The organism is Rhizobium fabae (assembly GCF_003985135.1).
Taxonomy (GTDB): domain Bacteria; phylum Pseudomonadota; class Alphaproteobacteria; order Rhizobiales; family Rhizobiaceae; genus Rhizobium; species Rhizobium pisi.
The window spans coordinates 24,754-31,307 of sequence record NZ_ML133658.1; the positions used below are offsets into that span (position 1 = coordinate 24,754).

Consider the following 6,554-nt stretch of genomic DNA (forward strand, 5'->3'; position numbering starts at 1 on the left):
AAGCGCTTTTCACTCACGTCTGCGCGTGTTTGATTCCTGCTTCGAAACGCGGCCGCAACGCACGGGACAAAAAATTGTTCCACAGGAATTTGCGCCGTTGCTAAAATTAGGGCGCTCGCGCATAATGATTTTATTGTCGGTTGTGGAGGGCGTCCGACGATGCAGGCGGTGAATGCGTCTGCCCTCGGAGGGAGCTGCGGCGTGATGTTGCGATCGTCAATTCATCCCCATGATTTACCGCTGTTTTCGGAAGATCTCGACCTGCTTTCGCAGGTGCTCGACAAGGTCTGCGATGAACGCGGTCTGAGCAAGACGACGCCGGAAGCCGAGCGGATCGGCGCTGTTATCATCCAGCTCTACAGGCAAGGCGTAAAGGACGGCGGCAAACTCGCCGACCTTGCAAAGACCTATCTCTGATCTTCAGTTCTGCTTGATCGAGACACCGTTCTTGTCGATGCTCATCTCGACCCCTTGCGGCTTGCGTTCCTGGTGGAAGATGTAGGCGCTGAGGCCGATGACGGCGACGACCAGAATGCCGATGATGACGTAGAGACCATTGCTGCGGCTCAAGAGACTGCCCCCGATTTGTCATGGGACAGCGAAAACGTCCTGGCGACGAATTGGTTCCGTCAGTCGTCGTTGGCGGCGTTGAGGTTTTCCGGCCGGATGCCGTCGTCGCTGGAGGTGCGTGCGCGTAGCCGTATGCCAGGACCGCCTTCGTCCTGATTGCCGCTGGACAGGAAGATGATGCCGTGCGCTTCGAGCGTGCTGCGCACATCGAACAGCGCGTGCGGCTCGCCCGTAAACTCGCCGCTTTCCAGCGCCGTCACGGTCTCCACAGGCAGGCCGCTTGCGGCGGCGAGCTCTTCGATACTCATTCCGATCATGGCGCGCGCGCCGCGTATCTGCGTTGCCGTTATCATGATGGAAAATCTAGCGCATTTTCTGCGCTTCTCAAGTGGCGCAGCGGTTGATTGGCGAACTGACGGCTGCTGCATGCATTCTTCAAACTTCCCGCAGTTTTACACCAAATAGATCGTCATGCATGCGCTCGACCGCGATCCCCACTCCTCCCATGAGAGCGGCCCGGCTCCCAAAACGGCTGATCTCGATACGCGGCGGGTAGGGCGTGCATCGCGGCAGGAAACGCCGGATGGCGTCGACGAGTTCTGATCTTGCACCGATGCTGCCGCCGATGATCACCATTTCAGGATCAAGAGTTGCTCCGATGGCGGCAATGGCGACCGCCACCAGCCGCGCGGTCTCTTCGATCGCGGCCGCCGCACTTGTGTCTCCTGCACTGAACACGGCAAAGAGATCGGCGACGGTGGATGCGTTCTGCCCGCCAAAACCAGTGTACCGGCGCAGCATCGCGACGCTGCCGACCGCGTACTCGAAAGTTCCAATCGTAAATCCGCCAGGGTCAAAAGCATCCCCGCCGATCGGAAGATAGGCGATTTCCCCGGCCGCGCCACGCGCGCCACGCAACAAGCCTCCGTTGGCGATGATGCCCATGCCGACACCGGTTCCGAGAGCAATGAAGGCAAAATTGTCGGTGTCGACACCGTGTCCCCGCCATTTCTCCCCTTGCGCGGCCAGGTTGACGTCATTTTCAACGATCACGGGTATGCCCATTCTGTCGCTGAAGATTTGCCGTAGATCCATGGCGTCGATGCCGGGGATGTTCGGCGCGACATTGATATGTCCGGTCGTCGGATCGAGCACGCCGGGCGTGCCTAGAACGACGAGACGAAGCTTGTCAGCGGTCGTACCGGCGGCCAACGCGAGTTCGACGATCGTATCGCTGAACTGATTGACGAGATGCGTCCCGCCGCGGCGGTCGGTGGATACTTTGGTTTCGGCAATCACGTTCCCCAGCAGATCGCAGATAGCCGCAGCGATCTTGGTGCCCCCCAGATCGATGGAGACAGCCAGTCCCGCTCTGGCATTGATTTCATAGGTGATCGCATTCCGGCCGGGACGACCGTCGGTCTGTCCGACAGGCTTCAGCCAACCGTCATCCTCAAGGTCGCGCACGACATCGGAAATCGTCTGTTTCGATAAACCGGTTAGCTTGGCAATATCGGCACGAGAGATCGATCCATTCGCCAAGACGGTTCGGATCACGGCATTGGTGGAAATTTTACGGGCGATGGGAGTCTGTGCGACGGGAGATGTCATTGCCATCCGGCTAGCTCGTTCCAATTAGTTCGGATCGCATACTTAATTGGGGCGATATGCAACCACAATTATCGCGACAAATGAGAATTCAATACATCGAAGCCAGCAATTTGTCTACGTCCTTGACAAATGAGAAGTCGCCTGTAGGCTGGGATGAAACTGCGATGCAATACGCGATGAAATGAAGAGGGTCGAGGAGAAGTATGCGCCATCCATATCGTCTGGTTGACAGTGCATCCGCGAAGAGCGCTCGAAGAGGAATTGGCCTAGGCTTATCCGGTTATTTCCTCTTTCGCGTCCTGCCGTCTCTTTGACTTGGCTGCTGGGGATTTGCTCATGATAAAGCCCGCCGCCGATGGACAGCTTTCCGCCCAAGAGCCCGTTTTACTACCTGTCATGGCGCCACGCCTTCAGGCGGACGTTCATCCGGATGGATATGCCGATCTTGCCTTGTGGGGCGCAGGCAGCCTGGGGCGCGTGAGATTCTCCCCGATCAGCGGCCCGTACACCTATGCTCCGAACCGGGTCGTCTCAAAGCACGGCGGGGTATTTGTCGCGCAGTCGCTGCCCGTTATGTTGATCCGCGGAGTGGCCCTCCAGGGCATCTATCCCGCCCGCCGTTGCGCATGGTGGCATGAGCCGGATGGAGAAAGCGCGAAGGCGAAGGTCACTCGGAACCATAATCTGCGGACTTTCGAAATGGCCTGGGGCGTCCTCATTGTGGAGGCCTCGGGTCCGGATGTGCGGATTGCCGTCGGCGCCTCAAGAGACGAAGCCGAGAAAGCTCTCAGCCTGAGCAGCGAAGCGATTATCGCGGAAGCCGCTGAATATGTGGCGCGTTGCGACATGACGCCCGAGGCCGATCCGTTGATGCGCAGCATGGTCAGCCAGGGAATACATGCCGCCCTTTCCAGCATAAGGCGCGACGAAAACGGCGCTTTCGCGGGCCTTGCCGCAGGACAGGCCTACAGTGCTCCCGCGCGGACCTATTACCGCGACGGTTATTGGACGATGCAGCCCCTTTTGACGCTCGCACCGGAGGCGGTACGCGACGAGATCCGGATTCTCGCCAAGGGAGTGCAGCCAGACGGAGAAGCCCCCAGCGGCGTGATCTTGACGGGGCCGGCACAGTCGGAAGCCTGGCAGCACTTTGTCGCCGACAGCAAGGCCAATCCCAAAAATCACAAAAGGGCTGTTCCGGAGTACCACAACCGTCCGCAGGACTGGTGGAGCGACCACTTTGACAGCCCGCATTTCCTCATTCTTTTCTTGGACAAATATTTCGGCGCAACCAAGGACTTTGCGGAGGTGGAGCGACACTGGCCGGTCGTGAAGGCGATCACCGATCGTTATTTCAGTCTCGCTGGCCCTGACAGCGTTCTGCCAGTTAAACCGCGCAACGACCGAGATTGGGCCGACAATGTCTATCGTGACGGTCTCGTCTCCTACAATCTGGGCCTTTTCGTCGGCGCCATGGACGCGGTGGCGAAACTCGGCAAGGATCATGATCCCGCTCTTGCCGAACGCGCGCTCAAGACCGCAGATCTGGCCCGCCTGGAAATCGAAGCCAAGCTCCTTGTGCCGGCAACGGGAGGATATATCGACTACGGAACGCCTGGCGCCTTTGTCGAGGATCATCTCGTTCTCGACAGCCTGACCTTGTCGCGATTCGGCGCGATTTCGAAGCAGAGGGCCATCGGCCTCCTGAGAGCTTGTGAAACCAAACTGGAAACACGTAACAACCAACAGCAGCCCTATGGCAGTTGGGGTGTCATGTGCGCCTATCCGCCGTTCAAGCGGCAAAGCGATTTACGATCCAAGACCGCTTTTCCCTACCGCTACCATAATGGCTCGGACTGGCCCTATTGGGATGGCGCCTATGCCGAAGAACGACTTCGCCACGGACTTGGGGGCGCACGCTACGCATTGACCCGCTGGTGGGAAACCTGCCTCGAAAACGGCTGGATCGGCGCGGTGGAATATTTCTCGCCGCCTTATGGGCGCGGCTCCCTGCTTCAGGGCTGGAGCGCAATGCCGGCGGCGGTCGTCTTAAAATATGGGCTGGACGCTGCAAATGCGGAGCCGGCGTCATGAGCATCACGGCGCCGTCGGTTCTAGGCAGATCCCCCATCGATCCGCATCGCAAAGGCCACGGCGCCATCCCGTTCGAGTTCCGAAAAGCCGAGGTGACGGTAGAAGCCCCTCGCGCCTTCGTTGTTTGGATCGACGCCGAGATGCACGGCTCCGACGCCGTGGTTTCGAAGCGCCTGAAGCTCAGTGTTGATCATCCTGCGTCCCCAACCGCTTGCCTGAAGGCCGGGAAGGATGTTGATATGAAGATGCGCGGGGTAGTCGTCTTGAAGCCACGGCGTACCGCTGCGCGGGCTATGGATCCGTTCGATCACGTCGGCATCGCGCGCACGGGCGGGCGCCAGGCCGGCGATCTGCTGGCGGACGAACGGCCACCAGTTTGCAGCCAGGTCTCTGTCGAACTGGTTGGTGTCCGGCGCGCCGACGACATAGCCGACCGTGCGGCCGTCCTGAACGAGAACAAAGGCAAAGTCTCTGGCAAATTTGAGATAGGGCACCGACCAGATGTAACCGGGCAGGTGCGGGTCGCTGTAAAACGCGCTGGCATCCTTGCCGCCATTCGCGGTTTTGAGGCAGATTTCGAAAAGGGCCTCGCTGTCCGCGTCAGTCGCCGGGCGGATGAAGCAGTTGCTATCCATCACTTTGCCACCTCCTGCGTGGCGTTTTGTCATTTCAGGTTGCGAGGGAGGCTCATGCATTGACGATTACCTCAGATTCGCCGGCCCGGCAAAGCTCTGAGGAAAGAAAACGTTCAGCCGCTGTTTGGCGCAAGGACTGAACGGGGAGTGGAGAATAAATCAAGTGAGGTGGAACAAATGAACAGAAGCTTGAAATCGATCAACATACTGTCAACACGGCAATTGAAAGCAGCTGTCGCGCTTGCTGGCGCGGCGCTCGTCAGCTTCAGCCTTTCAGCGGCTGCGCGCGCTGACGATCTGGCCGTTTGGGATGACCAGACCTATGAAGGTCAGAGCGCGGTCATTGAGCAGCTGAACAAGGAGTTCGAAGCTGCGCATTCCGGCGTCACGATCAAGCGCACCGCCCGAACCTTTGATGACATGAAGCTGACGCTGAAGCTTGCGGTTTCGGCAGGCGACGGCCCAGTGATCACGAAAGTCAACCAGGGCGCCGGCGACATGGGCGCGATGGTCAAGGAAGGACTGCTTCTGCCGGTTGACGAGTACATCAAGAAATTCGCATGGGATAAGCGGCAGTCGGATTCCGTGCTTGCTCGAGATCGCTGGGAGGGTGCGAAATTCGGGGTCGGCAAGACCTACGGCATATCGGGCCTCGGCGAGATCGTCGGTCTCTACTACAACAAGAAGGTTCTCGACGACGCTGGGATAGCGCTGCCGAAGACCTTCGAGGAGTTCTTGACCGATCTTGATAAGCTGAAGGAAAAAGGCGTTGCGCCCTTCATGATGGGCTCGGCAAAGCAGCATCTGGCTCTGCACATGATCGGCGCGATCGATCAGGCGCATATCGACGCGGGCAATCGCGCCGAACTTGACGATCTGATCTACGGCAGGGGCGGCTCCTGGAATACCAAGGGGAACATCGAATCCGCCAAGCTCGTGCAGCAATGGGCAAAGGGCGGCTATTTCTTCCCCGGTTTCGAAGGCATCTCGGGTGACGACGCCGTCCAGCTCTTCATCTCAGGGCAGGGCGCGTTCCTGATCTCCGGGACCTGGTATTTCGGTGACATGCAACATAATCCGGATATCGGCTTCATGGCCATTCCCGCACCGAAAGGCATTTCCAAGCCCTTGAGCGTCGGAGGCGTGGATCTCGCCTGGGCGATAACGAGCCTTGCCAAAAGCAAGGCGACCCAAGACCTTGCCGGCGAATACGTCGACTATATGGTTTCGGAAAAGGCTGCTGAAACCTGGGCGGCTGCGGGCTATCTTCCGGCAACATCGCTAGCCGCGGACGCAAAGCCAAAGCTGACGCCGCTTCTCAGCTCCGGCATCGAAATGTGGAAGACGCTCAACGCCAACGACGCTCTCGGCCACTACCCCGACTGGTCGAGCCCGACGATGCTGAAGACGATCGACGATAACACGCCGCTTCTTCTGTCCGGCAAGATCACGCCCGAGGCCTTTGTCGACGCGATGGACAAGGATTATCAGGCCTACCTGAAGGGTCAGAAATAAATGGCGCGGACGCAGGCCACGGTCGTCCGCGCCCGTGGCCTGCGTCTCGTCGACCTCAATTCAAAATCAGCGCCGCGATCCCAGGCTTGCGGCGCAACGACCATAGCTTTGGCTTCATGGAGTACCGGA

The 6,554-nt window shown here is 59.0% G+C and carries 7 protein-coding genes; 3 read left to right on the plus strand and 4 right to left on the minus strand.

The genetic code is table 11. The features are described 5' to 3' along the window. The first annotated feature begins 204 nt into the window (after positions 1-204). The gene (locus tag EFB14_RS25640) at positions 205-417 is read left to right on the plus strand and encodes a hypothetical protein (protein ID WP_125846922.1); all 213 of its coding nucleotides are present in this window, start codon (positions 205-207) and stop codon (positions 415-417) included. 3 nt (positions 418-420) lie between these two features. Here EFB14_RS25640 and EFB14_RS33030 read toward each other — a convergent pair whose 3' ends face one another. From EFB14_RS33030 to EFB14_RS25650, 3 genes are all read right to left on the minus strand, one after another. After that, complete coding sequence (locus EFB14_RS33030) at positions 421-570, minus strand: hypothetical protein (protein ID WP_164737583.1); 150 nt, start codon at positions 568-570, stop codon at positions 421-423. 59 nt (positions 571-629) lie between these two features. Further along, positions 630-923, minus strand: a complete 294-nt coding sequence (locus EFB14_RS25645) for a helix-turn-helix domain-containing protein (RefSeq protein WP_125846923.1) — start codon at positions 921-923, stop codon at positions 630-632. 82 nt (positions 924-1,005) lie between these two features. Further along, positions 1,006-2,187 (minus strand): ROK family transcriptional regulator, encoded by a 1,182-nt coding sequence (locus EFB14_RS25650; RefSeq protein WP_126829404.1) that lies wholly within the window; start codon positions 2,185-2,187, stop codon positions 1,006-1,008. Between the two features lie 330 nt (positions 2,188-2,517). Here EFB14_RS25650 and EFB14_RS25655 point away from each other — a divergent pair, with 330 nt between their 5' ends. Then, positions 2,518-4,275 carry a glucosidase family protein gene (locus EFB14_RS25655; protein WP_126829405.1) on the plus strand — a complete coding sequence of 586 codons (1,758 nt, stop codon included), beginning with the start codon at positions 2,518-2,520 and terminating at the stop codon, positions 4,273-4,275. Positions 4,276-4,295: 20 nt separating this feature from the next. Here EFB14_RS25655 and EFB14_RS25660 read toward each other — a convergent pair whose 3' ends face one another. Then, positions 4,296-4,910 (minus strand): GNAT family N-acetyltransferase, encoded by a 615-nt coding sequence (locus tag EFB14_RS25660; RefSeq protein WP_126829489.1) that lies wholly within the window; start codon positions 4,908-4,910, stop codon positions 4,296-4,298. A gap of 177 nt (positions 4,911-5,087) precedes the next feature. On the opposite strand from EFB14_RS25660, the gene EFB14_RS25665 reads away from it, so the two are divergent. After that, positions 5,088-6,425 (plus strand): extracellular solute-binding protein, encoded by a 1,338-nt coding sequence (locus EFB14_RS25665; RefSeq protein ID WP_126829406.1) that lies wholly within the window; start codon positions 5,088-5,090, stop codon positions 6,423-6,425. The last annotated feature ends 129 nt before the right edge of the window (positions 6,426-6,554 follow it).

What these genes read in the sequence shown, in the direction of transcription:
- EFB14_RS25640 (WP_125846922.1), top strand. Translation starts at nt 205, where the DNA reads ATGTTGCGATCGTCAATTCATCCCCATGATTTACCGCTGTTTTCGGAA.
- EFB14_RS25645 (WP_125846923.1), bottom strand. Translation starts at nt 923, where the DNA reads ATGATAACGGCAACGCAGATACGCGGCGCGCGCGCCATGATCGGAATG.
- EFB14_RS25650 (WP_126829404.1), bottom strand. Translation starts at nt 2,187, where the DNA reads ATGGCAATGACATCTCCCGTCGCACAGACTCCCATCGCCCGTAAAATT.
- EFB14_RS25665 (WP_126829406.1), top strand. Translation starts at nt 5,088, where the DNA reads ATGAACAGAAGCTTGAAATCGATCAACATACTGTCAACACGGCAATTG.
- EFB14_RS25655 (WP_126829405.1), top strand. Translation starts at nt 2,518, where the DNA reads ATGATAAAGCCCGCCGCCGATGGACAGCTTTCCGCCCAAGAGCCCGTT.
- EFB14_RS25660 (WP_126829489.1), bottom strand. Translation starts at nt 4,910, where the DNA reads ATGGATAGCAACTGCTTCATCCGCCCGGCGACTGACGCGGACAGCGAG.